General features: G+C 67.8%; 18 protein-coding genes and 1 tRNA gene. 7 read left to right on the forward strand and 12 right to left on the reverse strand.

Annotated features, from left to right (window positions below; translation table 11 throughout):
• The first annotated feature begins 464 nt into the window (after window positions 1–464).
• Window positions 465–1,118 (forward strand): sigma-70 family RNA polymerase sigma factor, encoded by a 654-nt coding sequence (locus ACIRQ7_RS05115; RefSeq protein ID WP_404259912.1) that lies wholly within the window; start codon window positions 465–467, stop codon window positions 1,116–1,118.
• A 227-nt stretch (window positions 1,119–1,345) separates the two neighbouring features.
• Here ACIRQ7_RS05115 and ACIRQ7_RS05120 read toward each other — a convergent pair whose 3' ends face one another.
• From ACIRQ7_RS05120 to ACIRQ7_RS05135, 4 genes are read right to left on the reverse strand one after another with little or no spacing between them, the layout of a single operon-like run.
• Window positions 1,346–2,446 carry an AAA family ATPase gene (locus tag ACIRQ7_RS05120; RefSeq protein ID WP_404259914.1) on the reverse strand — a complete coding sequence of 367 codons (1,101 nt, stop codon included), beginning with the start codon at window positions 2,444–2,446 and terminating at the stop codon, window positions 1,346–1,348.
• Window positions 2,443–4,335 carry a DrmB family protein gene (gene drmB / locus ACIRQ7_RS05125; RefSeq protein ID WP_404259916.1) on the reverse strand — a complete coding sequence of 631 codons (1,893 nt, stop codon included), beginning with the start codon at window positions 4,333–4,335 and terminating at the stop codon, window positions 2,443–2,445. Before drmB ends, ACIRQ7_RS05120 begins: the two co-directional genes overlap by 4 nt.
• A 5-nt stretch (window positions 4,336–4,340) precedes the next feature.
• Entirely contained in the window at window positions 4,341–7,499 is a 3,159-nt protein-coding gene (locus ACIRQ7_RS05130) for a helicase-related protein (RefSeq protein ID WP_404259918.1), read from the reverse strand.
• Window positions 7,496–9,130, reverse strand: coding sequence for an NERD domain-containing protein (locus ACIRQ7_RS05135; RefSeq protein WP_404259920.1), 1,635 nt, complete (start codon window positions 9,128–9,130; stop codon window positions 7,496–7,498). The genes ACIRQ7_RS05130 and ACIRQ7_RS05135 overlap by 4 nt, the downstream gene beginning before the upstream one ends.
• Window positions 9,131–9,260: 130 nt before the next feature.
• On the opposite strand from ACIRQ7_RS05135, the gene ACIRQ7_RS05140 reads away from it, so the two are divergent.
• Genes ACIRQ7_RS05140 through ACIRQ7_RS05150 form a run of 3 tightly spaced genes read left to right on the forward strand, consistent with a single transcriptional unit; the run spans window position 9,261 to window position 14,712 of the window.
• Window positions 9,261–12,839, forward strand: a complete 3,579-nt coding sequence (locus ACIRQ7_RS05140) for a sigma-70 family RNA polymerase sigma factor (protein WP_404260130.1) — start codon at window positions 9,261–9,263, stop codon at window positions 12,837–12,839.
• Complete coding sequence (locus tag ACIRQ7_RS05145; protein ID WP_404259922.1) at window positions 12,836–13,828, forward strand: hypothetical protein; 993 nt, start codon at window positions 12,836–12,838, stop codon at window positions 13,826–13,828. Before ACIRQ7_RS05140 ends, ACIRQ7_RS05145 begins: the two co-directional genes overlap by 4 nt.
• Window positions 13,825–14,712, forward strand: coding sequence for a DUF6339 family protein (locus tag ACIRQ7_RS05150; RefSeq protein ID WP_404259924.1), 888 nt, complete (start codon window positions 13,825–13,827; stop codon window positions 14,710–14,712). Before ACIRQ7_RS05145 ends, ACIRQ7_RS05150 begins: the two co-directional genes overlap by 4 nt.
• Here the strand turns inward: ACIRQ7_RS05150 and ACIRQ7_RS05155 are convergent.
• The 5 genes from ACIRQ7_RS05155 to ACIRQ7_RS05175 all read right to left on the reverse strand — a co-directional run bounded on the left by ACIRQ7_RS05155 (window position 14,681) and on the right by ACIRQ7_RS05175 (window position 18,601).
• Window positions 14,681–15,919, reverse strand: a complete 1,239-nt coding sequence (locus ACIRQ7_RS05155) for a DNA cytosine methyltransferase (protein ID WP_404259925.1) — start codon at window positions 15,917–15,919, stop codon at window positions 14,681–14,683. The genes ACIRQ7_RS05150 and ACIRQ7_RS05155 overlap by 32 nt on opposite strands.
• Window positions 15,920–15,996: 77 nt before the next feature.
• The gene (locus ACIRQ7_RS05160) at window positions 15,997–17,004 is read right to left on the reverse strand and encodes a DNA cytosine methyltransferase (protein WP_404259926.1); all 1,008 of its coding nucleotides are present in this window, start codon (window positions 17,002–17,004) and stop codon (window positions 15,997–15,999) included.
• 639 nt (window positions 17,005–17,643) lie between these two features.
• Window positions 17,644–18,036: a hypothetical protein gene (locus tag ACIRQ7_RS05165; protein ID WP_404259928.1), complete on the reverse strand. Its 393-nt coding sequence runs from the start codon at window positions 18,034–18,036 to the stop codon at window positions 17,644–17,646.
• A gap of 7 nt (window positions 18,037–18,043) precedes the next feature.
• Entirely contained in the window at window positions 18,044–18,436 is a 393-nt protein-coding gene (locus ACIRQ7_RS05170; protein WP_404259930.1) for a DUF6879 family protein, read from the reverse strand.
• Window positions 18,437–18,527: 91 nt separating this feature from the next.
• A tRNA-Thr gene (locus tag ACIRQ7_RS05175) sits at window positions 18,528–18,601 on the reverse strand.
• A gap of 161 nt (window positions 18,602–18,762) precedes the next feature.
• On the opposite strand from ACIRQ7_RS05175, the gene ACIRQ7_RS05180 reads away from it, so the two are divergent.
• From ACIRQ7_RS05180 to ACIRQ7_RS05190, 3 genes are all read left to right on the forward strand, one after another.
• Complete coding sequence (locus ACIRQ7_RS05180; protein ID WP_401461589.1) at window positions 18,763–19,917, forward strand: ABC transporter ATP-binding protein; 1,155 nt, start codon at window positions 18,763–18,765, stop codon at window positions 19,915–19,917.
• Window positions 19,918–20,354: 437 nt separating this feature from the next.
• Window positions 20,355–20,771, forward strand: a complete 417-nt coding sequence (locus ACIRQ7_RS05185; RefSeq protein ID WP_401461588.1) for a hypothetical protein — start codon at window positions 20,355–20,357, stop codon at window positions 20,769–20,771.
• Between the two features lie 30 nt (window positions 20,772–20,801).
• Window positions 20,802–21,530 (forward strand): NDP-sugar synthase, encoded by a 729-nt coding sequence (locus ACIRQ7_RS05190; protein WP_401461586.1) that lies wholly within the window; start codon window positions 20,802–20,804, stop codon window positions 21,528–21,530.
• A gap of 301 nt (window positions 21,531–21,831) precedes the next feature.
• Here ACIRQ7_RS05190 and ACIRQ7_RS05195 read toward each other — a convergent pair whose 3' ends face one another.
• From ACIRQ7_RS05195 to cysS, 3 genes are all read right to left on the reverse strand, one after another.
• Complete coding sequence (locus ACIRQ7_RS05195; protein ID WP_404259932.1) at window positions 21,832–23,460, reverse strand: DoxX family protein; 1,629 nt, start codon at window positions 23,458–23,460, stop codon at window positions 21,832–21,834.
• A gap of 256 nt (window positions 23,461–23,716) precedes the next feature.
• Complete coding sequence (gene rlmB, locus ACIRQ7_RS05200) at window positions 23,717–24,673, reverse strand: 23S rRNA (guanosine(2251)-2'-O)-methyltransferase RlmB (protein ID WP_401461583.1); 957 nt, start codon at window positions 24,671–24,673, stop codon at window positions 23,717–23,719.
• Between the two features lie 128 nt (window positions 24,674–24,801).
• Window positions 24,802–26,196 (reverse strand): cysteine--tRNA ligase, encoded by a 1,395-nt coding sequence (gene cysS / locus ACIRQ7_RS05205; protein WP_401461582.1) that lies wholly within the window; start codon window positions 26,194–26,196, stop codon window positions 24,802–24,804.
• Window positions 26,197–26,227 lie beyond the last annotated feature (31 nt).

The raw sequence follows: 26,227 nt of genomic DNA on the forward strand, positions 1-26,227 counted from the left end.
CTCCCTTCCCCTTCCTTCCACTCCCCCCTCTGCCCCCTCTGCTCCCCTCTGCACGGCGCGTGGAATCGGTGACGGGCGGAATTCCGGCGTGCCCGCGCGGCCACCTCGCTCACCTCTCCGTACTCCGTGAGCGCCGCCGCCGAGACCGCCGCCCTGGTCATGCGGCGCTCCGACCTGCCCGTGGACGTACGGCTATTGAGGCGCGGCTGCTGAGCTACGGCCGTTGATGCGTTGCTGCTGAGGCGTGGCTGCTGAGGCGTGCCTGCCGAGGCGTGGCCGTTGATGCGCGCCCGTTGTGAGGTACGCGTCGACCTACGCCGTCGGCGCCCCCATCGACCGTCGCCGCCCGCGGGCTACCCGGACCGCCGCTCCGGCGGGGACGCGCCACGCCTCGGCGCGCCCCGCCCCCGAAGAACACAAGGGCCTCAGAACCTAAGGGCCTAGGGACCTAAGGACATATCGCAATGATTCCTGCCCTCGCCGGTCCGGGGCGCGGCAAGCCGACCCCACTGGACGATGAGCAACTGACCCGCTGGGCGCTGGCCGCGCGAGGCGGCGATCCCGACGCCGTCGAACGCTTCATCCGCGCCACCCACCGGGACGTCTGGAGATTCGTGGCCCACCTGAGCGGCGACACGCACAGCGCCGACGACCTGGCCCAGGAGACCTTCCTGCGTGCCCTCACCAGCCTGCCGGGATTCGCCGGCCGCTCCAGCGCCCGCACCTGGCTGCTGTCCATCGCCCGCCGGGTGGTGATCGACCGCTACCGATCCGCCGCCGCCCGCCCGCGCATCGCCGACGTCAACAACTGGCAGGCGGTCGCCGAACACCGGCAGCCGAAAGGCCTGCCCGGATTCGACGACGGACTGGCCCTGAACGAACTGCTCAACACCCTCGACGGCGAACGCCGCGAAGCCTTCATCCTCACCCAACTCGTCGGCCTGCCCTACGCGGAGGCCGCGGCAGCCGTCGGCTGCCCGATCGGCACGGTCCGCTCCCGCGTAGCCCGCGCCCGCGCCGACCTCAACGACTGGCTGAACTCCGCCGAAGACTGCGGCCGCCCTTCACACGCGATCACGCCGCAGGACGACCGTGCTCCGATGGCCCGTGTGACCTGACGCCATGGGGGCGGACTCGGACCTCCACTCCGGCGCGCGGGCTCGGACTCCCACTCCGGCGCCGGCTCCGATCCCGTTGCCGACTCCGCCCCCGACTCCGACCGGCCGACACCTCACCGGCCTGCGTGCCGGCACCGCTGAACGGCGGTGCCGGCACGGCAACTTCAGATGGAACACAGGCGACGCGGATCTGCTGCTGCCCTGGAGGCAATGACGACGCTGGAAGATCAACCGGCGTGTCGGACCAACAGGGATTCCGGGATGGTCGACAGAATGGCCGGCTCTTGGGAGCCACGGTGAGCGAAGTGAAGGTCCTCACGGGCGCGAGTACACAGCACGAAGAATTGAAGACGCGCCTCGACGCCGGTCGGGTCCTCTGTGTAAGCGTCCAGGTCGGGCACGAAGACGCTGTCGAACTCCAAGCCCTTCATGCTGGCAGCGCTCACGATCCGGATGGGACCCGCCGAAAAGTCGATGGTGCTCCGATGCCGATCGTCATGGGCATAGGCCTGCGTGTGCTTCGCGAGCCCGAGGTGGGTGAGTCCGCTCTGCATCTCTCGTAGAAGGCGGGTTGACCTGCAGATGATCCCGATACTTCGCTCCGGATGGGCATTGAAGTACTGGTAGATCCCCATGAGCAGATTCCCCATGGAAGGCACCCGCAGGACGCTGGGTGTGCGACCTCCGCGCGCCGGCAAAAGGATGTCGTCCCCGAGCCCCTTGCGGAACTGCGACGCCAACATGGCGATCTCTCGACTGTTCCGGTGGTTCTCGCACAGCACGAGTGGATCCACTCGGGTGGTGAGCGCCCGACCTATCTCGGAAACGGTGCTCTGCTCGTCGCCGATCCGCTGCTCCTCATCTGCGAAAACCGAGACGCCTACACCCAGGAGGCGGCACAACTGGTAGAAGCCGACGGGCAGGTTCTGTCCCTCGTCGATCACCAGATGAGCCGCGGACGTGACCTGCTGCAGCACACAGATCCGCTGCATCTCGGTCCAGTTGTAGATCCAGCCGTCCTCATCGAGTACTGGAGGTCCGGTCTGAAAACGTGCACCCCAGAATTCTCTGAGCCACCGGTGGTAAGTCGTGATGCGGAGAGCCTTCGTGAGGTCCGGGGCCATTTGGGCAATGTGTTGATGCAGCAAATTGGAGCGTGTGAGGAGAATGACGTCACGCCCGGCGGTCGCGAGCGCCCACGCCCGGTAGACCGCCATCACGGTCTTGCCGGCCCCGGGCGCTCCGGTGATGACGTGACGCCCGTGGAAGGGAAGGTCGACGATCGCCTGTTGCTCGGTCTTGAGATCGAGGAGAGAGGGGATTGTCATGCCGGATCTACAGCTCCGGCCGATTCCTCGAGTGCGGCCTGGACCACTCCTCGGAAGAATCCCGGCACCTCGCCGTCACCGATCAACAGTGTCCTGTCCAGGAGGGAGTTCTCGATCTCACAGCATGTCTCGGGAAGAAGGGTGCACGCATGACAGGCAGCCCGGTTGAGATTGGCCAGAGACCTGCCCGTCGAGTCGGCACACAGGGGGTCCTGCGAGCACCATTGCGCTGATTCGAGCAGTCGGATCAGCGTCTCCGCGAGGTGCGGTGGCTGCCCTTGACGGACGAGCCCACCGAGTGTCCCTTCTGCATCCCCGGCAGCTGTGTAGATGAAGACGCCCGCCTGGGGCGGGAGTTCACTCCCGGGGGCATGGCTTCGGGCATAGACCCGCTCACGCAGAGAGGCCGCGTTGTACCCGCTGTCATAGGAGAGTTGACGGATGAAGTGATGGGCCAGGGTATGCAGCATCACAAATCGCGGGAGGAGCTCCGGACCCGACTTTCCTCTCAGACGGTCAGCCTTGAAGGAAGCATTCATGTCGCGCTCGATACGGAGCGTCCAGTCACGCACCGGCGCGAGCCTCTCCCAGGCGCTCAGGCGCGCTTCGTCAACTGCTACGAAGACTCCTTCACCGTAGGTTTCCATGGCAGGCAGCCATTGGGCCCGGGTCTTTGTGTTGACCGAAACGACGCGCCCGCCCTCGCCGTCGTCGCTGTCACCGGAGCTGGGCTCGTACCGCGAGAACCCTTCGAGGGCACGGACCTCGCGCACTCGGTCCGCCACGACGACGGACGAGATCCCTACGGCCAGTTCCTGGAGGGACCCGGGGGCGTCGGGCCGCACTCCGAGGTGCGTACGGCGCACGGAGAACGTCTTCGATCCGGCGACTGATTCCGGCGCGGAGAAGGCCGCCCATTCATCGATGCTCAGATCATCGTCCTCCTCGACCGTCGGAGGAATCGCGGCAGCCTCGTCCGCGTAACGACGTCGCAGCGTATCGACGAATTCTTCCGGCACCTCACAGAGGTTCGCGAGGGCTCCTCTGAGGACATCGGACATCGGACTCCCGTCCGAACTCTTGAATTCCGGCCAAAGGGCGTGATTGACAACCTTCTGCGTCAACTCGTCGTCCTCGGGCAAACCTGTGGGCGCGGGGATGTCGATTGCCGAGTGCGTGATCGGAAAGTACACGTTGGAGGCGCCACGCTGTACCGCTTGTGGTGTCTCCTCGCAAGGGTCCGGCTCATCGCTCTCGGGCTGCCAGGGATGGGTCCCCGAGCACGCCAGTCCCATCTGCTTGAGGATGTTCTTCTGACTGACTCCCGCCAGACTGCGTTCGGCCCGGCACGCGAGGCAAATGACGCGCAGGGCTTCCAACCCCGAGGATTCGGGCGTGGCGACGAACCGCAGCCGGCGAACCTGGCACTGGCGTTGGTCATGCCCTTCGCCCTTGGAGTGAGCCCATCGTCGCCAGTCGATATCGGCCATATGCCCTGCCCGACACACCTGGATGAAACGCATCGGGGCCAGCTGTGACTTTCCGGGGCAACGCCCGCAGGCCGGTTGCTTGTCCCGTACCTCGCGATCCGGGGTCCAGAGATGCATGTCCCTGCACTGTGGGCAGAACAGCCATTTGGGGAATCGTACGTAGACGGGGCCGATACGGCTCGCGAAGGCGGCCTTTCCGGAGGGGATGACGGGGGCTGAGCGAAGGCCCTCGACTCTCAATTTCTTTGCGAGCCGTGGTGCGTCCACCTGCTCGGCGTTCGCCGCCCAGCTGCGGATATCGGCCGCTACGAACGACTCACCTCGCAGATCGATGATCCCACCGACGCCGAACGGAACGATGGTCTGGGCCCTGCGGACCTTGCGGCGAATGTCCTTCACGGCCCTCACGTTCCTCTCACGTGGACAAAGCATTCGCGGTCGACGTTGCGCATAGACTGCGCCGTCTCCCACAGGCCGCCTCGCTTACCGAAGTCGGTCAGGAGCGATGCGTGTGAGCGCCCTTGAGGTTGGTAGTAGAGACGGCCGCCCTCACCTCGCACCGTCACGGCCTCCTGCCGCCACTCCTCGATCAGCGAGTCGAGCTGTTCGGTGGCGGCACGAGCTTCCTCCGGGTCGGCTCGTCGCACGTGATCCACGACGAGGTTTCGAATCCGGGCGACTTCGTCCGCATGATCGAGGATGTCTCCCGCCTTGTTCTCCGCGTTCAGGCCGATCCCGTGGCGTACGAGAATGGTGAGCACCGCGTGCAGGGCGCGGTTGCGGGAGGGCAGGGACCACGGTGTGACGCTGGTGGGCTCGACGTGCCGGTAGAGCGAGCGGTGGTAGGCGCCGAACGACTCGTAGTGGGACCGGTCGCGGGGCTTGGTCGAGCGGAAGAGGGTGACGACCAGACCGGGCACATGGCGTCGGCCGACGCGACTGGTGGCCTGGATGTACTCCGACGTCGTCTTGGGCTGGCCATTCATGATCATGAGGCCGAGCCGAGGGACGTCGACCCCGACGGAGAGCATGTTGGTCGTGGCGAGGAAGGAGATGCAGCCGGACTCCTTGAAACCCTTGCCCAGTCGCTCCAGAAGCCGCGGTTGAGCGGCCCGCGGGATATTACTGGTGAGCTCGACAACCGAGTCGTCGTTCAGCCGGCGGCGTCGAGCGTCGTCCTTCGTCAGGTGCTCGAGACGCGCGGGAATGTCATCCCGTGCGATCGTGACGGTTCGACCGAGTTCTCTCAGGCTGTTGTGGTACGCAACCGCGGTCCAGTAGGCGTCGCGCAGGCTGTCGTCGTCACAGATCTCTTTCGGGGCCTGCAATGCGGCGGCGCCCACGTGAACGGTCGAGGTCGAGGCGGTGTGCCCCTGAGCCATGACGCCCACATACAGGCGCCCCGGTTTGTCCTTGTCCGGTGAGGCGAAATAGGAGTGACCGGCCATGATCCCCGGCGGGGGGAAGAGTTGCGCTGGGCGGCCGTAGAGACTGCGGATCTGGTCCTGCGAGCGTCGGATGGTCGCTGTCGACGCGATGACCTTCGGTATGGCGCCACCCCAGGCGCACAGTTCGAGGATGGCCGACTCATAGAGACCGACCGTAGTCCCCAACGGGCCTGCCAGCAGATGCAGTTCGTCCTGAATCACCAACGACGGGGCGCGCTTCTCGTTCCCCCCGAAGAGGTTGCCGGCCTCTGTTTCCCATGCCAGCCGGGCGAATTTGTCCACCGTTCCGAGTACGAAGGTCGGCGGCCTCTTGTAGATCTGTTCGTCCACCACGGAGACCGGAAGCCACTTGTGGAAATAGCAGGTCTTGCGCGGGCAGAAGAACGCGGTCGTGATGCCGTCCGCGATGATGCCGAAGTCCCGTTCCTGGCCCTGTCGTTCCGGGACGATCTCGGTGCCGCACCACGGGCAGCGCTCCAGCAGGAATCGGTCATCGGGTTGGTTCATCTGCTTCAGGACATCGAGTGCGTCCTGCGCGTGCGCGATCTTGTTCGGGGTCGTGTCCTTGCCCACCCAGAGACCGATGGTGATGGACTCCTCGCCCAGGTCGTGGGGAAGCGGCCCGTCGCCTCCCTTCCTGATGAATTCGAGGGCACAGACAGCCGTCGCCGTGCGTTGGAATTGCTGTGTGGTGAGCAGGCTCAGCGTGTACCGACTCAGAACCGCGGTGCCGCCCCCGGCTGCGCCGAACCGCAGTCGGCGCCACAGGATCTCGAAACAGGCGGTGAGGAGATACGCCTCCGTCTTGCCGCCACCTGTGGGGAACCAGATGAGGTCGACCGTCTTGCGCTCCTCGTGCTCCGGGTTCATCAGGCCCTCGACCACGAGCAGGAAATAGGCAAGTTGGAACGGGTGCCACGCATAGGTGTCATCCGGTTCGGCCAACTCGACCACGTCGCTGTCCCTGCGACGTCGACTGCCTGCCAATTCCGGCAGACTGTGCAGCATTTGGAGCGCCATGGCCCGATTTGCCAGCCGAAACGCCTCGCGTGCCTTGGCTCCTGCCGGCGTCGACGCGGTGAGGGCCTCCACACCCGTTTCCATGCGGTCGACCGCGGTGCGGATGCGATCGAGGATGCGCTCGGCGGGTGCGGCTGCCCATTCCGGCAAGGATTTCGCATTCGACAGCTGGGCGACGAACCACGTGCGATAGCCCTGGACGAAGGAGTGCAGCTCGGCCCGGAGGTCCTCCACAGCGAGCCCGGGACGGGACAGGTGCGCAAGGTTGAGTACCGGCAGATTCTTGGGGCCGTCGGGCTTGATGTGCTCGACCACCTGCTGAGGCATGACCTGCGCGCGCACTGTGGTGACCCGGTCGGATTCGTCTTCCCATTCAACGGCGCATCCGTGGCCCACCGCTCGCGTCACGATGTCCCGGTACTGGACACGAAGCTCCTGCTCCTCCTCATCGCGGCTGGTGAGGCGGGTGCTCGGATATTCGAGGATGGATTCCTCGAGCGTGGTCGCCTGCAGACCGGCTTGGAAGAGCATCAGATCCCGGTCCTTGTGGGTGCTCTCCTCTTCGCTGTGCGCGTTGGCCAGTACGCACGTGATGAGATGTCCGGCCCCGAAAGGGCGCCAACGGACATGGAGACGGCCGTGACCGTCCAGTACCCGGATCGGTGTCGTATCTTCCAGGGCGACGGTCTCCGTTGTGGAGAGTCGAGGCTGTCGTCGCCAGCTACGACGCCCGCCTTCGCGGGACGTCACATAGCGGGACGCCTCACAGGTCACCTTGATGCGGCGGGCGTTGGTGTAGAAGGAGAAACCGAGGGACGACGGAAGCCATGCATTCGCCTCGGCCACCGGGTCGTCGGCGAAGCTGTCCTCCTCTCCGTTCCCGGCTTGGTTCTCGTTGACTTCCTGCTCGCCGTCTTCCTGTGAGTGCTCCAGCAGGGAGGCTCCGCGCGGATACAACGTGCCCATCAGGTATCGCCGGTCGGGCGGGTCGACAAGGGTCTCGTCCTCGGCGCCGGCCGGGCCGACCAATTGCTTGCGGAGGTACGCCACGAAGTCGGCGCGGTGCTCGGAGACCAGCTGCTGCGCGCCGGTCACCCGAGACGCCCCTGCCGCTTCAGCACGGAAATGCCCAGGTCCTTCAGCGTCTCGCGAGTGCCGGGGCGGCATCCGACCCAGAGCTGGGCGCGGGCTCTGGTCCAGGCGACATAGATCGCGTCAAGTCGCCCTTCCAGAAGTGAGGGTTCGAGGTCGATCAGACAGACCACGTGATTCTCGTGGCCCTTGAAGTCAGCGATGGAGGACCAGGTCAGTCGGTGCTTCGTACGGTCGGACCCGACGACGTCGGCGAAGCGCTCGACCTTGGAGGACCGCTGCGACAGACGGGCCGAGCTGGTCTCCCAGTCGCCGGAAGCGGACAGCAGCGTGATGTCCCTGGGGGAGACGCCCTCCCCCACGAGTTCGTTCACGTAGGCATCGAGAGCGGTGGCCTCGTTCTGGGCATCGCGCACCTCGGCGAAGCGCACCGGGTCGCCCTCGCCCGCGGAGGCGACGCCCAGATCAGCTCCGGTGTAGGAGTGGACCTGCTTGACGATCTGCACGGTGTTGCGGCAGTTGCGCTTCATGGGTCCGTACACGGAGCCCAGCGGGCGCAGATAGTCCCAGGCCTCGGAATCGTAGGTGCCCGGGGTCAGTACCTGATTGTTCTGGTCGAGCATGAAGATCCATCGGCCCTCGGCGAGGCCGCCCGACACCAGCGCCTCCAGGGTGTCGAGCCCCCCAAAGGTCATCAGGTCCTGGGCCTCGTCCACGATCAGATGATCGAAGGAGCGCCCCCGCACCTCGTCGAGACGGTCCAACGGCAGGACGGTGATCGCGTCGTCGGTGAGGATACGGCTCACATGGGCCGCCAGTGTGGTGCTCGCGCAGGTGAACAGGACGGTGCCGTGCACGGCCTTGCGGCGGGCCGCCTCCGCGGCGAGGAACGTCTTCCCGGTACCTGCGCCGCCGGTCCAGATGAGTCGCTCATTCGACTCCAACTCATCGAGCCTGTCCAGCTGTTCATTCGTGAGGCGCTCGAAGGCGACGTCGAGATGCGTCAGCCGCGACTGCAGATTCGGTACCAGGTCGAAATCCGGGCGGATGGCTTCGAGCATCTTCTTGCGGAACGAGGCGGAGACGGGAGTACGGGCCCACTTGTTCCGCGCAAGCCAGAAACGGGTGGCCCGTTCGATGCCCTGGGCCAGACCGCGGCCGCCGTCGTACGCGGTGGCGCCGAGGTACTGCTGGGGTTCGAATTGGGTCAGGCGTGGGATGTCGACGTCCGGGGTGACCACGAGGTACCCCCCGGCGACGCCTTGGGCTCTCAGATCGCCGACCAGGGCGCCGATCTCCCTCTCGAACTCGTGCATGCCCCCATTGGCCTGCTCCCAAGGGCTCTCCTTGGGGCCGTCCTCGCGGCCGGGGGGCCCGTAGTACCACTTCCCGTCGCGGTGGTGGACACGGCCGCCCTTGACCTCGATGAAGAGCAGGATCTCGGGGGTGATGAGGACGAAATCGATCTCGCCGACGCGCTTCTTGCCGTGGCGGGGAAGGTGGACCGTGTGTAACGCGACGCTGTGGTCGTCCGGTATCGCCTTCAGGGCCCGGAACACGTCCCGCTCGGCCTTGCTCTTCGTGCTCTCCGAAACCTCGCTCGGGATGATCCGCATCAACTCTCCCCTGGTCACGCCAACACCACTTCAAAATACAGAGTGTTGCATCCTCAGGATGCGGTTCCTGGTGAGAAGTGCTGCAGCGGCAGCCCGATGAGTGATGGACTACGAGGGAACAGCGGCGACATGAGGGCGCGGGGGCGTGATGGCCACAGAGCGGGGCGGTGCATCCACCGGACGGATGGATGCGGCTGATCGGGACATGCTCGTCGGCCTCATACGTCGATTCACCGCCGCGGACGTCGAACTCCGCACGGCCCTGGGGCAAGTGATGCGGGCCGCACGCCTCGGCCCACAGGAGGTCCAGGCCCTGTACGAAGCCGTGACGACGGCGGAGACGGACGACGGAAACGCAGGAGAAGAGCCAACCCACCCGCGGAGTGCGGCACTCGACGAGGGGGCCCGCCCTGACGAGCCTCTCGACGACTTCGATCCCCCCGAGGAGGAGGTCCCGTACCTCGACTCCCTACGCGGGACGGTGCGCGTCGACGACATGGAAGCAGCTCGTCGTACCGCTCGGCGACTCATCGAAGCCGATCGGAGGCGAGTGAACCCCCGCGGGGCTCTGCTGAGCGCCGAGGAGGAAGTAGGACTCTGTCTCTTGTTCCGAGGGGACAGAACGTCGTCGGAATTATTGCCCGCCGGCTACGCGGCGACGCTTTCGCGGGACAGCGAGGCGCACCGAGCCTTAACCGCAATGGTCACGCACAACCAGCGGCTCGTTCACAAGATCCTTCACGGCTTGGGGCAACGGCCGGGCAATCCCATGTACGAGGATCTCGCCCAACACGGCATGATCGGGCTCATCCGCGCCGTGGAGAAGTTCAACGTTTCCATGGGGTACAAGTTCTCCACCTATTCCACCTGGTGGGTTCGCCAACGCATCACTCGAGCCGTGGCCGACGAAGGAGCAGCCATCCGGATCCCGGTCCACATGTGGACCGATGTGGAGAAGGTCCGGAGGCGAAAGCGGATATTCCTCGACCAGGGCAGAAATCCCACTGTCGATGATCTTGCCCTGGCGTGTGAGCTCAGCCCTGCGAAGGTGGCGGAGTGCCTGCGGTTGGGGGATCGGGCGGTTCTCTCGCTCGAGCAGCCCGTCGGCGAGAACGCGACCCTCGGAGATGTGATCATCGACGGGTTTCGGCCGGTACCCGGACCGGAACAGGCACTCTCGTCCGAATTCGAGCGCCAGGAACTCTTCCAGCACTTCGATGAATGCATGTTCCCGGAGAGAACCCGGAAAGTCCTTCTGCTGCGCTACGGATTCACCGATGGCACACCCTGGACGTTGGAGGACATCGGTAAGCAATTCGGGGTCACGCGGGAACGCATTCGACAGATCGAGAAGATGGCCCTGAAGGACCTGAGAATCCAAATGGGCCTGGATCCTGACGATGCCGATGCGGAGCGTCGTCGCCACAAGGCCGCCCGAAAAATTGCTCAGGAGGCTGCCGAAGGATCCGGACACGCCGAGGGTGCGGAGAAGCAAGAGGAAGCGGCTGCCGGCGAACCACTGCCGCTCGACCAGGCCGGCACGCCGGAGACGGAGAGCAGTTCCGACGGGAGAGAGGGAACGGTGGCCTTGAAGGAGACCGGGTTCGGTCGATGGTTGGCCGAGCGGATGCGGGAAAACGGGACGGACGAGAGCGAACTGGTGCGCCGGCTGGGTGTGACACGGGCGCTCGTCGATTCCTGGCTCGACGACCGTTCGGTGCCCAGCCCTGATCACTTGGCCGGGGTACAGGAGATCCTTGGCGTCCCGGAAGGGACCGCTCAGGGCTCCCCGGCCGGTCCGGAACGGCAGGACGAATCAGCGGAGACGGCGGTCGTTTGGTACCACCGTCCAGGACACGAGGACGGCGGGCGGGAATTCGGTAACGCTGCGGCCTTCGCCTTCGAAGCCGATCTGGAGGTCCTGGCCCGTGAGGCGACCCAGAACAGCCTGGACGAGCGCGACAGGAGGAACGACCGCCCGGTCAGGGTCCGTTACACCCTGCACGAACTGACCGGGGACGCCTTGGCCCGGTTCCGCACGGCGATCCGCTGGCAGGACCTCCACCCGCATTTCGAAGCGGCCGCGACACAGGACCAGAAGGTCGGACGCGTCATCAGTGCCGGGCTACGGGAGATGTTCGAGCGGGATCGGCTGGTCCTTCTTCGCGTGGACGACTACAACGCCAACGGTCTGACCGGTGACGACTACGAGGACGGCCGATTCGCCGCCGTGGTCCGGCGCCAACTCGAAAGCCGTAAGTCCGATGTGGCGGCCGGCGGTTCATACGGTCTCGGAAAGGCCACGCTCTGGGCGACCAGCCGGCTGGGGCTCGTCCTGATGAACTCCACGCTCTCCGAACCCCACGAGGGACACACCCAACGGCGGCTGATCGGGCGGCTCGATCTGCCCTGGCGGGAGGTGGCCGGTAAGAGATTCGCCGGCCCGGCGTGGCTGGGTCAGCCGGATACCGAGGCGGAGAACGCAGAGATCGCGCGCTCCTGGTGGGCTGACGAAGAGACCGTCGAGAGCTTGCACCTCACCCGCGAGGGCGGTGACCCCGGCACATCCTTCTTGATCGTCGGCGCACACGATGTGGCCAGCCTCGCCGAGGCCGGGCAGGACCACGAAGGCGATGCGGGTGACGACGAGGACAGCCTGGAGCGCATGCACCAGCGACTGGTACGCGCGCTCGGTCGTAACTTCTGGGCCGCGATGACGACGGGAGGCGACCGTCCGCCGTTGCTGGAGGCATCCGTGCGGACGGTGCGCAATGGCGTGGAATACCTCGAGGAAGAGCGGGTTGAACCCCACGTGCATCAACCCGCACGTTCGCGCGCACTTCAGGCCTTCCTGAGCGGCACCACGGTGGAACGTCTCACCGAGGCGGGTCAAGTAGCGCTCACCACCGTGCCCTTGAGGATTCCCGAGCGGGACGGCCTGACCGGCACGGCCGGTGAGCACCGGGCGGTGCTCCTCATCACCGAGGCCACGGACACCGACGGCAGGATCAACCAGGTGACCGCGATGCGTGGCAACCGCATGACGGTCAAGACCAGCTGGGTGCCGGGCCTCCCGGTGGGGACGAACCCGTTCCAGGCCGTTCTGCTCGCGGGCCGGGCGGCAGGGGACGATGCGCCGTTCGCGGCTGAGGCCGAGGAGTTCCTACGATCTTCCGAGCCGCCGGAGCACAACAAGTGGCGCCAGACCGAGGAGTTGAGGATGCGCTACTCACCCTCGGCCCACCGGCGGATCGCAGCGTTGACGTCGGAGACCAACAAGGCCGTGCACGAACTCGTGGCACTCCCCAAGGAGAAGAAGCCCGGCGGCACGAGCAGGTTGAGCAAGCGACTCAAGATCACGAACAAGCCCACCCCCAGGATCAGAGGGACAGTGACACTCCCGAAACTGGACGATCTGGAGGCCGTGATCGACCCCTCCGGTGCGTGGCGGATCACCGCTGAGGTCAAGGTGTCGCCCGGGGAAGGCCCCTGGCGCATGAACCCCGTCGCCAAGCTGGAGGTTCGCTCCGGCCCCCGTCCGGTGGTCCAGTGGGCCGAGCTCATCGCTGTCAGCAACTGTGAGCTGACCGATGGCGTACTTCATTTCCAGCCGGGGACCCGCCGTGCCGTTTTCCGAGGCATCACCGATGTGTCCACACACCCGGTGCGGGCCGCGCTGACCGGTCTTGTTGTCGAACTCCAGGAGAGCAAGGGGAGCGTCGCGTGAGGGCCTACCCGTACCCCCGTCTGACCGGCCCGGTGACGGCGCGCGTCACAGCCGTGCGGCTGCGCGGGCCCGGTGACGCCCGCGAGCAGTTGGACAGCAGGAGATACTCCGTTGTCGAGCAGGTCGTGGCCCTCGGGAAGGCCGAGCGCGACGACTGGCAGTCTGCGCGGCTCGCCCTGACGGCGACCGTCCCCGTCCGTGAGATCGAGACGAAGGGGCACTGGTCCGACATCGCCGTTGTCGCCGTTCTGACGGAGGGGACCACCAACGCACGCACCGTTGCCCGATTGGAACCCGGTGCGGAGGGGGGCAGGGATTGGACCGGGGAGATCGAACTCGACCGCGACAGTCACCTGGACCGCGCGTCCCTCGCGGTGCACGTGGTGGCCACGGTCGGGGGGATAGCAGGTCGGATCATCGCCTCCACCGAGCAGGAGTGGATGATCGACGTGGTGTCCGAAGCGCCGCTCAGGGATCGCCAACTTGACGTCAACACCGTCAGCTTCGCCCGCGGCGCCGAGTGGCTGCGGAGTTTCCGGGACGCCCCCTGGATCGTGGACACCTCGGGGCGAATGCCCACCGTACGCCTGAACTCGGACTTCGAGGGCCTCGTAGCGCTCGTGGACGGCCCGGGCTCGAAGGTGGAGAGCCTGGTGAGCGAGGTGCTCCGGGCTCAGATGTGCGCCGATGTGTGGACCGCTGTTTTCCACACCGCCATCGGCGACCTGGAGATCGAGGACGACGGAACTCCGCTCCTCCCGCCCGACTGGCGGGGTGCGGTGCTCAGGGAGATGCTCCCGGACATCGTTCCCGGACGGTCGGTGGAAGATGCCCTTCGGGAGGTACACACCCGGCGTACCGGCGAGGGGGGTTGGACGGATCTGCAACCGCGTATCCAATACGCAGCCGCACGCCGTGCCGATGTCCCCAAAGCGTTGGCCACCACCGTCCGCGACATCGAACGACTCGACCAGGAGACCCACGCGTGACTTCCCGCCCCGAGCACCTGCCGGAACGGCTTGCTCTGATCTCCGATGTGCAGGCCGCCGAGTACATCTCCGCAGGACTGCTCGAGGGACGCGAGGACGTCCCTTCCATCGCGCTGAACAAGATTGCCGAGCCGCTGGCCGGCGACGACGCGCGCCTTCGGCTGCACCGCGTACGGGATCTGATCGACGAGACCCTGAACAAATTCCGCGACGAGCGCCCCACGGCGGCGGATGCATGGCTGGCACCGCGTCTGCACGAGACCCTTCGGTTGACGCGCAGGGAAGCGGCCGAGAAGCGGATCTGGACGTATGTGGCTCTCGCAGTGGCGCCGGACTACGTCGTCTGGCGGCACCTGTCCGAGCCGAAGGCTGACGGTTCGCGCGGCCGTGTGGCCCGGGACAGGTTCGTCGGCGCGCACTACAAGCAGGCATTCGCCCGACTCTGGTGGGCGGCCGAACTCTTCCGCGACGGACCGGACTATCAGCCCGTCGTCGTGGCCTGTGGCAATCAGGACATGCTGAACTCCGCGCTTCGGCTGGACATCATCGACCATCGCCCCACCGCTCTGGCCCTCGTCGGACTCTTGGAGAGAGGGGCTGTGCGCACCGGTCGCGAGGTCAACGCCCTGACACCTGCGGTCAACGCCGCTGCGGCGACGCTCATGTATGACGTCATCGCCCCGGACGTGGAGAGTGACGGAGAGCCTCTGCGCGAGTGGATCGCAGGCGCCGCATCAGCCCTCCCCTCCCCACGGAACAGCCTTCCGGAAGGCCCCGAGGAAGAGCGTGTCCCCAAGGAAGCGGTTCAAAGACTGGTCGCCCACTTCGAGGAGCTGTTCGCGGACGCGTCGGTCAGGGGGCGGACTTCCGACGAGCACGAGTGACTTTGTGCTCGTCCGGAGGACACCGGCTCTGATCGCCGCACCCGATCTCCCGCAGCTCGTCCGTGGTGGTCCTGGGAACAGGCAGCCACGTGGTCGCAGCTGCCAACTCGTCGGCCCTGGGGCTGTCGCTACGCAGTGCCCTGCTGAGGACGTGCATTCCGAGGCGGGGCGGTACCGCATTGCCCACCTGCTGCGCCTGGTCGTTCCCCGACCAGGGGAAGTTGTGGGGGAAGGTCTGCAGCACTCCGGACTCAGGGATGGTGAAGCGGTCGGAGTCCCCCGACTCGTACTCGGCAAGGCTCTTGTACACCTTGTTCCGGGAAATCTTGCCGGTGACCGTGAAGGCCGGCTCGGAGGACCGGCGCTTGCCTCGGTTCTTCGGGTCGCCCCCGGAGCCGTAGTTCGAGACGACGAAGAAATTTATGTCTCCGCCCGTCCGCAGCCGGGACACATCCACGGGTGAGTCCTTCAGCTTGCTCGCCGCGTCGAGGGCCTCCGCCATGGAGAGCCAGCGCGGCTTGGTCCCGGCAACCGCGGAATCGGTGGCGAACAGATCCGCCTGAGCGGCATTGCGTTTCCCTCGCTGCAGGACGAAGGGAAGGTGAGTCGCTTCCAGCGGTTCAACGGCCCCATGCCCCGGACGCCGGGCGACGAGTACGGCGCGCGTGCGCGTCTGCGGGACCCCGAACTGCTCGGTCTTCAACTCCCAGCATTCCGCTTCGTACTTGACGCCCTTCAGCCGCCCTTCGCCGCCTCGCAGTAGCTTCGCGTAGACCTCCCACAGGGGCAGGACCGCGGGCACCTGTTCCAGAACGATCACGCTGTAGGGGTCACGGTCCTCCGCATCGATCGCCTTGAGAAGCCAGCGGAGGGGCTCCAGGACCAGAGCGGTGCGCGGGTCCACGCCGCGGGCGTGCAGATCCTTGTCGATCTCGGCTTCGTCTTCCCCGTCCACAAGACGGTGCATGAATTCCTTCACCGTCTCCAGCGCTTCCCGTCCCGCGCCGTTTCCCGCGACGGAGAAAGACTGACAGGGCGGCCCGCCGGCGAGTACGTCGACCGACTTGGGGATCTCGTCGAAACGGGTCTCGCGCATGACGCTCACATCGGCGTGGATCGTCGGCAGGCCCGCCGCGTAACGCGTCTCGCACGCGTTCCGGTCCCACTCGATCCCAATGCTCTTGAAGCCCAGGAAGTGCGCGGCCACATCGAGTCCACCAGGACCTGCGAAGAGGTCCAAGATCCGGATTCCGTCGAAAGGGTGCACCTGTGTTCCCGGGCTGTTCATAGGGCTGAAGTGTAGCCGGCGACGGGGGTTGCGGGGGGCGCCAAGGCCGCTCGGATCGCCAGCCCGAGCGCCCGGCCCACCGGCGGTGGGGAGGCATGCCCGATCTGGCGATAGCGGGCCGTCTTCTTCCCGGCGAATTCCCAGTCGGACGGGAAGCCCTGCAGGAGCGCTGCCTGGTCGGTCGTGATCTTGACCATCCCGTGCCGTCCCGTCTCCGGCGCCCAGGCGAAGTCCGGTCCGGGAACATGGTCGGCCACGGTGCCTCCGTCGACCCCCATCCGGGTCCAGGCCCTCTTCGTCCCTGTTGGCCCGAGATCCGCGCCTCCTCGCCTCTCCGACCCGCCCACCAGGGTCGGTGCCACGCTGACCGCCTGGGCTGCCCATCGGTCGGCGTCCGTCCACCCGCCCATCGCCATCGAGCGGCGCAGGGCCCGACCCACGGACAGATGCTCGCGCACCGTCGGCTCCGGCGGACGGAACGCGTCGAAATACTGATCCTTGAGCGCGACGAGCAGGCCTTGCCGACGGTCCTGCGGAACCCCGAAGTCGGCGGCGTTCAGGAGGAACCACCGGAATCGGTAGCCGAGATGATGCAGCTCCTTGCGGATGAGCTCGCGTATCGGCTCGTAGTCGGGCGCGCCCACCAACCCCGGCACGTTTTCGATGAGCAGAGCTCGCGGCTGGATGGCATGCGCCAGGTAGACGGTCGCCTCCAGCAAGCGCAGTTCGGCCTCGGTCTCGGTCCGCGCGACGGTCGCACTGGACTTCACTCGGGGCAGTCCGGCCGACAGCAGATCGACATCGTAGATATCCCGGTGCCGCGAAGGCGCGAAGTCCAGCAGGTCCGTCTCCAGAACCTGCCACTCCGGACGGTTTCTGCGCAGCGTCTCGCAGGCCACACCCTTCTTGTCCAGCAGCAGTTCGGCTTCGAAACCGGCGCCTTCCAGCCCTAACGCCAGTCCCCCCGCCCCCGCGCACACGTCGACGAATCGTGGGCCGCTCATCAGCTCCCGCCTTCATGGGTCGTTCACTTATTGCCTGCTTGCCTTCGCCCGCTCGACAGCTACGTCCATCTGAACGCATGACGGGGTCCGGTGACTCGTGTTTCCACAAAAGCTACTTCGACGCGGTTGCCAGACTTGGCGTAGGCGCTGGCACACCAATTCGGCATTTACGTCACGTTTGCCCCTTCGCGGGCAGTCGAAAGTGACCGATGGCATCCAAGATGAGGTCCCTGACGGCCTGGCCATGGACGACAGACTGCGGATGAAGAGCGAATTCCTCGCAATACAGCTCGCTTTTCCTCGACTACGTCACGGAAATCTCCGCGGAGAGGAACTCCACCATGACAAGCTTGTCGTCCCACATCGCGAAGCCGCGCCCGAGCAAAAGGCCGACTCCTACGGATCGCGGCACGATGCCAAGGCTGAGCCGTGGAGAGCCAACACGGCGAGACGGCAGCCCAGTTATGCACTCACGACTTCGGAGTCGCCGCGGTGTGAGTAGGGAGCATGCTCGCCATGGAGAGCATTGAAGATCCGGTTGTTGTCGTAGAGGTTCTTCCGTCGTTCGAGGCGTCTGGCCACTGCCGCAACCGCGTCAGGTGGGGTTTCGTGAAATCCCGATACCTCGTCGAAGGTGGCCTAGGCATGGCCAACGGTCTGAATGGCGCCCCGGATGACATTGGGCTCCCAGACCCCGAACGCCTTGGTCGTCCGGTGAAGCGACAGAGTTCTCTTCTGCCGGTTGGCCGCCCCGTCCTGGAGCTGCCAGCACAACTCCATCCACATCTCCTCGCTGTGGCGAACTGTGGCAGAAAAGTCAGGGAACTCGTCCTCATGGCTCGTCGAGTGGCACCGGACGGGGATGTCCTCCTCGCTCGCCTTCTGCTTGCCGTTTTCGATACGAGAGGCCTCGGATCCGCGCCGGCCTACGGCAGCGGCGAAGGTCCGACCACTGCCGTACCCCGCGTCCCTGTGGAATCCACGCAGCCGGGCATCCAATGCCTCGCGCGTCTCCTGCGCCTGGTCACTCACGGAACTGTCAGCGCGTACGCGGAGTGCCCGATAGCAGAGACCCAGCGCAGACCCCGCACGCGACACATTCGGCGACCATCTCGGGATCATCGATCACTTCGGACCCGAGAACCCTCCCTGTGTCGTCAAAGTGCCCTACGGCCAGGGGCTTGCCATCGAAGGGCCACCAGTCGTTGTCCTCCACGGCAGGGCCAAATCTTCGGGCAGCTTGTGGCGCGGTAGCCAAGGACGCGTTGACGGAGCTGGAGTGCACGACCTGACGCGACCCGGGAGCGCCGCCCGCCGGTCGAAGCAACTGCGGTCGAGCAGCCGCAGCCGGTAACGATCGTGCCTCCGCAGCAAGAACGCGCGTCGGCCGCGACCACAACGGCCGAACACAATGGCCACACGTCGGCCACACACGGCGGCGCGAAGATCATCGCGCTCCCGTCCCGCAGGGTCGGTGCATAAAGAAAGCCCAGGTCAGGGACTAGCTGACCTGGGCTTCTCAGAGCCCCCTGTCGGATTCGAACCGACGACCTTCGCTTTACAAGAGCGGTGCTCTGGCCAGCTGAGCTAAGGAGGCGTGCGGGAAGAAGTGTACCCAGGACCGTCGGATGCCGGTCACCGGATTTCGTGACCGCACGGCTACTGACACCGGGAGCCCCCGCAGGTAGCGTCACGAGCGGTCCACAGCGGTGGACTACACCACTCCTTTTACTCGGATCGTCCGGCACGTTCCTGCCGGTGAAGGGACACATCGTCATGGCCACGGTCACGTACGAACAGGCAACCCGGATCTACCCGGGTTCCGACAAGCCCGCCGTCGACAAGCTCGACATCGCCATCGAGGACGGCGAATTCCTCGTCCTGGTCGGCCCCTCCGGATGCGGCAAGTCCACCTCGCTGCGCATGCTCGCGGGGCTCGAGGACGTCGACGGCGGGGTCATCCGCATCGGGGACCGCGACGTCACCCACCTGCCGCCCAAGGACCGGGACATCGCCATGGTGTTCCAGAACTACGCGCTGTACCCGCACATGACGGTCGCCGACAACATGGGGTTCGCGCTCAAGATCGCCGGCGTGCCGAAGGCGGAGATCCGGCAGAAGGTCGAGGACGCGGCGAAGATCCTCGACCTCACGGAGTATCTGGCGCGCAAGCCGAAGGCGCTGTCCGGTGGCCAGCGCCAGCGCGTCGCGATGGGGCGTGCGATCGTCCGTGAGCCGCAGGTCTTCCTGATGGACGAGCCGCTGTCCAACCTGGACGCCAAGCTCCGCGTCCAGACCCGTACGCAGATCGCGGGCCTGCAGCGCCGTCTGGGCATCACGACGGTCTACGTCACGCACGACCAGGTCGAGGCCATGACGATGGGCGACCGTGTCGCCGTCCTCAAGGACGGACTGCTGCAGCAGATCGACTCGCCGCGCAACATGTACGACCGCCCCGCCAATCTCTTCGTCGCCGGTTTCATCGGCTCCCCCGCGATGAACCTCGTCGAGGTGCCGATCACCGATGGCGGCGTGAAGTTCGGCAACAGCGTCGTCCCGGTCAACCGCGACGCACTCACCGCGGCCTCCGCCAAGGGCGACACCACGGTGACGGTGGGCGTACGCCCCGAGCACTTCGAGATCGTCGAGCAGAACGGCGCCGCCGCGAAGTCGCTGACCAAGGAGAGCGCGGACGCGCCGGCGGGCCTGGCCGTCACGGTCAATGTCGTCGAGGAGCTCGGCGCCGACGGTTACGTCTACGGCACCGCGGAGGTGGGCGGCGAGGTCAAGGACCTGGTCGTCCGCGTCAACGGCCGTGAGGTTCCGGACAAGGGCGCCCAGCTGCACGTGGTGCCGCGACCGGGCGAGACCCACGTCTTCTCGACGTCGACGGGCGAGCGCCTCACCGACTGACGCCCCCCCGGAACGCCGGAACGCGGAACGCGGAGGCTGACAGCGGAACGCGGACGGCAGGGCAGGACGGCAGGACGGCAGGACGGCAGGACGGCAGGACAGTAAGCAGGTGACCGCGCGGCGGGGGGGGGGGGGGGGGGGGGGGCGCCCCCCCCCCCCCCCCCCCCCCCCCCCCCCCCCCCCCCCCCGCCCCCCCCCCCCCCGCTGCGCGTCCAGCGCAAGCACCGACGGGCTCACGCGCCCCACGTACCCCGGGCACCCCTCCACCGCCCCCTCACACCCGCCTCGCGCCCCGCCCCCCACCCGCGGCAATTACCCCGGCAGAACGGGCTTTTCGCACCCCCGCGTCAACCTCGCAACCGCACCGACGAGCCATCCGTCCCCCGAAAAGGTGACCAAATGTCGCCAAATCATCACTCCTCGCTACCATCACCACCGTGAACTCCGCAGCCCGCCGAATCGGCCGAACTCTCGCCCTCGTCCTCCCCGTCGTCCTCGTCCTCTCCGGGACCCTCGCGGTCACCCGCGTCCCGTGGACATCGACGGCCACCGAGTCCCAGGTGCTGACCGCGTCCTCCGGGAAGGCCTCCACCAAGGCCGGCCCCCGCGCCCCCCAGGACGTGCTCCGCGACCGCCTCCTCGTCGAACTCCAGGAGAAGAATCCGGGCGTCGCCCTGACCCACCTCCAGAAGGCGACCACCGAACACCCCTCGCTGGCCAAGCACTGCGTCTCCATCGCGCGCTCCCTCGGCCGCGCGGCGGTCGCCAAGTACGGTGCCGCACACCGCGCCCAGGCCTTCTCCCGGCCGGTCTGTGACACCTCGTTCGCCACCGGCGTCGCCGCCGCCCAGTGACCCGGCCTCGCACCGCTTAGGGTGCGAACCATGACAGGTGCCCCGCATCCGTACCCCACACAGGCCGTGGTCCTGGCCGGAGGCCAGGGCTCACGTCTCCGTCCGTACACCGACGACCGACCCAAGCCGATGGTCGAGATTCCCGGCACCGGGACCCCGATCATCGGCCACCAGCTGAACTGGCTGGCCGAAGAGGGCGTCACCGACGCCGTCGTCTCCTGCGGCCATCTCGCCGCGGTCCTCCAGGACTGGCTGGCACAGGCCCAACTGCCGTTGCGCGTCACGACCGTTGTCGAGAGCGAGCCGCTGGGCCGCGGCGGCGGCCTCAAATACGCCGCCGCCTCCCTCCCCCGCCCCGGTGAGCCCTGGTACGCCACCAACGGCGACATCTGGACCCGCTTCCCGCTCCGTGAGATGGCCGCCTTCCACGCCGAGCGCGACGCCGAGGCCACCCTCGCGCTGGCCCGCCCGCGCATCCCCTGGGGCGTCGTGGAAACCGACGCGTACGGGCATGTCCTGGACTTCATCGAGGCGCCCCCCTCGCCGTATCTGATCAACGCGGGCGTCTACGTCTTCTCCGCGGCCTTCACCGGCCTGCTGCCCGACCGTGGCGACCACGAGCGCACCACCTTCCCGCGCCTCGCCCGCGAACGCCGGCTGGCCGGCTATCCGCTCCCGCACGGTGCCTACTGGCGCGCGATCGACACCGCCAAGGACCTCACCGAGGCAGCCAAGGAGCTGGGCACGCAAGGGCGTTGAGCCCGGCCCCCGAGCCGCCTGGAAGCCGCCAGAGCCCGCCAGGCCCGCGAACAGCCGCTCCGACGCCCGGGGGCACCCCCGGGCGCCCCGAGGCTCCCCAGTGCCCGCCCAGCGCCCCTCCGCGGCCAGGCCCTGCCCTCGCGCGCCCGGCCCCTGCCCCCGCACACACCTGTCCCCGGCCCCCTCCCCCGTATCCCGCACCGGCTCGTGACGTCGAGTCGTACGGGTTGGGGAAGGTGGTCGGGGACAGGTGTGTGCGGGTCAGGGGCGCGTCGGGGAGACGGGAGCCCCTCCGGAGCGGTCAGCCGAGGAGGCCTCCCAGAGTGCTGCCGCGGCCGCCCGAGTCGCCGCCGGAGCCGCCGGTGCTGCCGCCGCCTGTGCTGCCTCCGGTCGTTCCGCCGCCGGTGCCGCCGGCCGTGGGCGCCGCCGGGGGCGTCGCGGGACGGCGGGTCGGGGTGGTCTGCTGCGGCGGGCCGCTGCTGGTCCCGCCGCGCTGCTGGGCGGCACCGCTGGCGCTCCCGCTGCTGCTCGGGGCGACACCGGGGGCCGAGGCGGAGGGCTTCGCCTGCCGGGCCTTCTGCGAGGCGCCGGCCGAGGGCGTACCGGGCCGCTGCGGTGCGCTGCCGCCGGGCCGGTTCTGGCCGGGCCGGGTGGCGCTCTTGCCCGGACGGGGCAGCGGTGAGCCGGGCAGGTTGTTGATCGCGGGCTCACCGGGCCGCGGCACGGGAACGACCGTCGCGGACCGTACGGCGCCGCCGAGCAGCGAGCCGACGAGGAGCGTCAGGCCGGCCACCACGGCGGTCATCACGGCGCCGCGGCGCAGCACCCGGCGCCGCAGATCGGCGACCTCGACGCGCGGGCCGAGCCGCCGCCAGGCCTCGCCGGCCAGCCGGGCGTCCATGGAGTAGACCGGGGCGCCCGCGATGATCAGCGGGCTCCAGGCGGCGAGGTAGATGATGTCGGGCGCGTCGTAGGCGGGGACGGTGCGCCAGGTGACGGTCACCAGCAGCGCGGCGGAGAGCAGCGCGCCGAACGACGCCGCGACCCGCTGCCACAGGCCGCAGATGGTCAGCACGCCGACCACGACCTGGAGGAACGCGACGGTCAGACCGGCGCCGACAGGGTGCGAGACGGCGAAGTCACGCAGCGGTACGGCCAGCGCCCAAGGGTCCAGCGACAGCAGCCACTTGACCATGGAGCCCCGCTCGCCGCCGTCGAAGTACACGGGGTCGCAGAGCTTGCCCATGCCGGCGTAGACGGAGATCAGGCCGAGGAAGATACGCAGCGGGAGCAGGACGACGCCGAGGTTCATCCGGCGGCCGGGGTAGTACGCGTGCCGGACGGTGTCGCCGGAGCGCCGCTTGGGCTCGTAGTCCTCCCGCGCATCGAACCGGTCGTCGTAGCCGTCGTCGTAGCCGTCACCGGCGCGGCCGGCGTTGCCGTCCGCGTAGGTGTGGTCGCCGTAGGCGCTGCCCACGGGGCGTACGCCGCGCAGCAGGGTGGTGTCGGAGTCGCTGGGGCCGCGCTGGCCGATCACGGTCGAGGCGGGGGGCGCGTCGTTGAGCCGGACCCGGGGCAGGACCTGGGTCGTCGTGCCCGCGTCCTCGCCGGGGGCGCCGTCCAGGCCAATGCCCGCGTCGCGTACCGCGTGCAGAAGTTGGGTGGTGGCGCCGGCCGTGCCGCCCGGGTCCGTGCGGCCGCTCCACACCACGGGCGCCCGGCGTCTGACACCGGCCCCCCGGATGACGGGGATGCGCGCCTCCGCCGTGCTCACGACGGGTGCGGCGAGCCGCACCCGGAAGCTGGCGTGATTGACGATGACCTGCGCGGGATCGCACGGCACCTTGACCGAGCTCAGGACCGGCTCGTCATCAAAGCCCGGCGAGCGTCCCCCCGTAGGTGTGCGGGGTGTTCTGGTGTCCACGCTCATCTAACCGAGTGACTCGCGGGAAAGACACTGCCTTGGCCGAGTCGATCTGTCCGAGACCCGTCAAAAGATCACGGGATGCTCGGAAGAAGTACGGAGCGTCAGGTCTTGCCCCCGGGCCAGGCGGGTCGTCGCGTTTCCCACTGGGCCATCCGGCCGTCCCGGAAAACCGGTCGCGCGGGCCTTGCCGGCACCTACCGGCGGCTCCCGCACAGCGCGTACCGGCGCCGTCAGGACGGCCGGTACGCGCACTCCGGGGTCACGCGCGGCGGCGCGCCGCCTCCCACAGGACCACTCCGGCCGCGACACCGGCGTTCAGCGACTCGGCGCCGCCCGGCATCGGGATCCGCACCCGCACGTCACAGGTCTCGCCGACCAGCCGCGACAGGCCCTTGCCCTCGCTGCCGACGACGATGACGACCGGACCGGCGAGCGCCGCGACATCCTGCAGCTCCGTGTCGCCGTCCGCGGCCAGACCGACGACCGTCAGGCCGGCCTTCTGGTACGACTCCAGCGTGCGGGTCAGGTTCGTGGCACGGGCGACCGGCGTACGGGCGGCGGTGCCCGCCGAGGTCTTCCACGCACCGGCCGTCATCCCGGCCGCCCGGCGCTCCGGCACGACCACGCCGTGGCCGCCGAAGGCGCACACGGAACGGACGACGGCACCGAGGTTGCGCGGGTCGGTCACGCCGTCGAGCGCGACGATCAGCGGGTCGGCGCCCTCGTCGAAGGCGGCCGCCGCGAGGTCCTCGGGGTGTGCGTACTCGTACGGCGGGACCTGCAGGACCATGCCCTGGTGGTTGAGGCCGTTGGTCATCCGGTCCAGCTCGGGGCGCGGCGCCTCCATCAGGTTGATGTTGCCGCGCTGCGAGGCGAGCTGGAGCGCCTCGCGCACCCGCTCGTCGGTGTCGATGTACTGCTGGACGTAGAGCGTCGTCGCGGGCACGCCGTCGCGCAGCGCCTCGAAGACCGGGTTACGGCCGACGACGAGCTCGGATGTGCCCTTCGCGCCGCCGCGCCGGGGGGCGGGCCGCCGCGAGGCGGCCTGCTTCGCCTTGGCGTTGGCGACGCGGTTCTTGACGTGCCCCTTCCGCTCGGAAGCGGGCGGGGTCGGCCCCTTGCCCTCCAGGCCCCGGCGCCGCTTACCGCCACTGCCGATCTGCGGGCCCTTCTTGTTGGACGTGCGGCGGTTCCTGCGCTGGCTGTTGCCGGCCATGGGTCACCTATTTCTTCACTGCTCTCGACGTCTCGCGACGTGGAGTGGATTCGTACGTATGGATTGAGTGTCGCCCGCGGCCGCCGGGAAGGGCGAATCCGCGCGGCGGCCGCAGGTCACGACGGGGGTCAGGACAGCGACCAGCGCGGGCCGGAGGGGGTGTCCTCGATGGCGAGGCCGGACTGCTGGAGCTGATCGCGGATCGCGTCGGCGGTCGCGTAGTCCTTGCGTGCGCGTGCCGACTGGCGCTGCTCCAGCACGAGCCGTACGAGGGAGTCGACCACGCCGTGCAGGTCGTCGCCGCGGCCCGTGCCGCCCCCCGCCCAGCGCTCGTCGAGCGGGTCGAGACCGAGCACACCGAGCATGGCACGCAGCTCGGCGAGTCGGGCGACCGCCGACTCCTTGTCGTCGGCCGTCAGCGCCGAATTGCCCTGCCTGACGGTGGTGTGCACGATCGCCAGCGCCTGCGGGACGCCCAGGTCGTCATCCATCGCCTCGGCGAAGGCCAGCGGCACCTCGGGGGCGGGCTCGACGATCCCGGCCTTCTCGACGACGCGCTGGACGAAGCCCTCGATCCGCGCGAACGCCGACTCGGCCTCGCGCAGCGCTTCCTCGCTGTACTCGATCATCGAGCGGTAGTGCGGGGTGCCGAGGTAGTAGCGGAGCACGATCGGGCGCCAGCGCTTGACCATCTCGGAGACCAGCAGGGAGTTGCCCAGCGACTTGGACATCTTCTCGCCGCTCATGGTCACCCAGGCGTTGTGGGTCCAGTACGCGGCGAAGTCGTCGCCGTAGGCCTTGGCCTGCGCGATCTCGTTCTCGTGGTGCGGGAAGATCAGGTCGATGCCGCCGCCGTGGATGTCGAAGGCGGCACCCAGGTACTTGTGCGCCATCGCCGAGCACTCCAGGTGCCAGCCGGGTCGGCCGCGGCCCCAGGGGGTCTCCCAGCTGGGCTCGCCCTCCTTGGCGGCCTTCCACATGGCGAAGTCGCGCGGATCCCGCTTGCCGGTCTCGCCCTCGCCGGACGGCTGGAGGAGGTTGTCCAACTCCTGGTTGGACAGCTGCAGATAGCCGGGGAAGGACCGCACGTCGAAGTAGACGTTGCCATCGGCGGCGTAGGCGTGACCGCGCTCGATCAGGCCGCGCATCATCTCGATCATCTCGGGGATGTGGCCGGTGGCGCGCGGTTCGTAGGTCGGACGGAGGCAGCCGAGGGTGTCGTACGCCGTGTTGAAGGCGACCTCGTTCTCGTAGCCGATCGACCACCAGGGGCGGCCCTGCTCGTCCGCCTTCTTGATGATCTTGTCGTCGATGTCCGTGACATTGCGCACGAACGTCACGTCATAGCCGCGGTACTCGAACCAGCGGCGCATGATGTCGAAGTTGAGTCCCGACCTGATGTGCCCGATGTGCGGGGCAGCCTGCACCGTGGCGCCACAGAGGTAGATCGAGACACAGCCCGGCGTGAGCGGGGTGAAATCGCGAATCTGCCGGGCGCTGGTGTCGTACAGGCGAATCGTCACGGAACCAGGGTAGTCGGAACCAGGCAGTGCC

The sequence above is a fragment of the Streptomyces sp. NPDC101393 genome, assembly GCF_044767385.1.
Taxonomy (GTDB): domain Bacteria; phylum Actinomycetota; class Actinomycetes; order Streptomycetales; family Streptomycetaceae; genus Streptomyces.

Coding starts and splice junctions, on each gene's coding strand:
- ACIRQ7_RS05115 (WP_404259912.1), top strand. CDS start 465: ATGATTCCTGCCCTCGCCGGTCCGGGGCGCGGCAAGCCGACCCCACTG.
- ACIRQ7_RS05140 (WP_404260130.1), top strand. CDS start 9,261: ATGGCCACAGAGCGGGGCGGTGCATCCACCGGACGGATGGATGCGGCT.
- ACIRQ7_RS05160 (WP_404259926.1), bottom strand. CDS start 17,004: ATGAGCGGCCCACGATTCGTCGACGTGTGCGCGGGGGCGGGGGGACTG.
- ACIRQ7_RS05120 (WP_404259914.1), bottom strand. CDS start 2,446: ATGACAATCCCCTCTCTCCTCGATCTCAAGACCGAGCAACAGGCGATC.
- rlmB (WP_401461583.1), bottom strand. CDS start 24,673: ATGGCCGGCAACAGCCAGCGCAGGAACCGCCGCACGTCCAACAAGAAG.
- ACIRQ7_RS05195 (WP_404259932.1), bottom strand. CDS start 23,460: ATGAGCGTGGACACCAGAACACCCCGCACACCTACGGGGGGACGCTCG.
- ACIRQ7_RS05190 (WP_401461586.1), top strand. CDS start 20,802: ATGACAGGTGCCCCGCATCCGTACCCCACACAGGCCGTGGTCCTGGCC.